General features: G+C 33.8%; 3 protein-coding genes. 2 read left to right on the plus strand and 1 reads right to left on the minus strand.

From position 1 onward, the window contains the following. Positions 1-217: 217 nt before the first annotated feature. Positions 218-451 carry a DUF6290 family protein gene (locus WGMM_RS01795; protein WP_038249214.1) on the minus strand — a complete coding sequence of 78 codons (234 nt, stop codon included), beginning with the start codon at positions 449-451 and terminating at the stop codon, positions 218-220. A gap of 199 nt (positions 452-650) precedes the next feature. Between WGMM_RS01795 and lipB the strand changes: the two genes are divergently transcribed. After that, the gene (gene lipB / locus WGMM_RS01800; RefSeq protein ID WP_275039474.1) at positions 651-1,319 is read left to right on the plus strand and encodes a lipoyl(octanoyl) transferase LipB; all 669 of its coding nucleotides are present in this window, start codon (positions 651-653) and stop codon (positions 1,317-1,319) included. Then, positions 1,319-2,247 (plus strand): LD-carboxypeptidase (locus WGMM_RS01805; RefSeq protein ID WP_038249220.1); only part of this gene is annotated, 929 nt, incomplete at its 3' end. The genes lipB and WGMM_RS01805, both read left to right, overlap by 1 nt.

The raw sequence follows: 2,247 nt of genomic DNA on the forward strand, positions 1-2,247 counted from the left end.
TCCTATCTCTGTGATAACCACTTCATATTTTATAATATTTACGGTAATAGATAACGCGATAATCACCTACCCTTAATCTTCTTTGTCCTTTAAATACTGTAATATAATGGCTCACCAAGGTTAATGGGATCAACTGTAAGGCGCTTATTTATCGCATTTATGATCCTCAATCTTATTGTTTTTGGAAGAGCTGGAAGGTCTTTCTCAAGAACGCTTTCTATGAAGATAATATTGTATTCCAGTCTACATCCTCACTTCTAATTTTCTTTACACCTGAAACATTACGTTTAGCAGCACGCTCAATTAGTATTTTATCTTCCTCATTTTCAATTGCTTCTTGTATTAGCTTCTCTGTTAGTTCTTTAATGGACTGATTTCTTATTTTAGCCAGTCCAGCAAGACACTCTGACATTTCGTTGTTGAAAGTTATGCTAAATTTTGAGTTTGCCATATATTCTACCTAAAATCCACTAATAATTATACAACATTTTTCTGAATTTTTCAATAAAAAAAGTTGCCTATACGTAAAGAGGACCTGTGTTGACAAATAATTAAACATTTGTCATGTACTATGTTTGTTAAGGAGAAATAGCACAGAAGTTAGTATTAAGTATATTAGGAATAAGAAAGGCTGCGCCCAGTTTCACACACTGGAACAACAGGAAAAAACGAACTGCTATACTAAAAAAAAGGAATTGAACATGACAGAATGGCTAATATCTAATCAGCTTATTGATTATAACTGTGCCGTAAAATCTATGGAAGAGAAAATTCAACAAATTCACAATAATTCAGCAGACGAATTGGTATGGCTACTCCAGCACCCTCCACTTTACACTGCAGGAATCAGTGCAACAGCTGATGATATTGTTGAAAAACTATTTCCCATATATAAAACAGGAAGGGGTGGTAAACACACATATCATGGTCCAGGACAGCGCATTATATATTTAATGTTAAACCTTAAAAAAAGAAACAAATGCGATATAAAGCTATATATTAGAGATCTAAGTAAGTGGATCATAAATGTTTTAAAGCAATTTAATATACTTGGAGAGTTTAGAGAAGATAGAATAGGCATTTGGGTAAACCATAACGGAGTAAGAAAAAAGATTGCAGCTTTTGGTATCCGTTTAAGAAAATGGGTAACTTATCATGGCATAGCGCTTAACGTCTTTCCAGACCTCTCTCACTATAAGGGTATTATTCCTTGTGGGTTGCAAGGTTATGGCGTCACGTCAATGGAAGAACTAGGAGTGAAAGTTCCACTCTCTGAATTGGATGATATACTAAAAAAAGAGTTTTATAAGATATTTTAATGATTGTTTACCTTTTATATTTCATTCTCACTTTATGTGCTAACACAGGTATTCATGCAATCGACCAAGTTGATATTATTGCTCCTTCTTCGAAGGGAAAAGAATTAGATCTGACTACTATAAAAGAATATGTAGAAGCTTTGGATTTTAATCCCCATATTTCGGAGAAAATATATAGTAATGATAATCCATTTTATTCCAACTCTGATGAATTCAGAGCAAATGATTTGATTAGTGCACTAACCGGTGATAGTAAAATAATCTGGTGTATCAGAGGAGGAGAAGGGGCTTCTCGGTTAATTCCCTATCTAGAAAAGTTACCCAATGATAAAAAAGAAAGGATTGCTCAAAACAAAAAAATCCTCATAGGCTATAGCGATATAACTGCCTTGCACACCTATCTACAAGCTAAATATAATTGGCAAACTCTTCACGGCACCATGTTGGAAATGATAGTAAATAACTCCATTTCTGAAAGCTCTGTTAAAAAATTGAAAGAGTTAATTCTTAACAAGCAGGATTCTATCAGATTTGATAAGCTAAAGATGATAAATAATGGCATTAGACTAAAAGATGGCAGATTAAAGTCTAAAATCATCGGTGGTAATATGACTCTAGTTGAAAACAGTATAGGAACTGTTTGGCAAATAAATGCGAAAGGTAAAATTCTATTTTTAGAGGACATAAGAGTCTACCCATACGCAATAGAGCGCAGTTTAGATCACCTAAAACAAGCTCACATCTTTGATGGAGTACATGCAGTAATCTTTGGGGATTTCGTTAACTGCTATAACGATAACCTTGTTGAAGTTGTAAAAGAAAGGTTTGCAAAAAGTGTTAACTTTCCTGTATTTACAATGAAAGGGGTAGGCCATGGACATACAAATGATCCTTTACCTTTTAACACTCACGCTATTATTAGCGTTCA

The sequence above is a fragment of the Wolbachia endosymbiont of Glossina morsitans morsitans genome, assembly GCF_000689175.1.
GTDB classification, from domain to species: domain Bacteria; phylum Pseudomonadota; class Alphaproteobacteria; order Rickettsiales; family Anaplasmataceae; genus Wolbachia; species Wolbachia pipientis.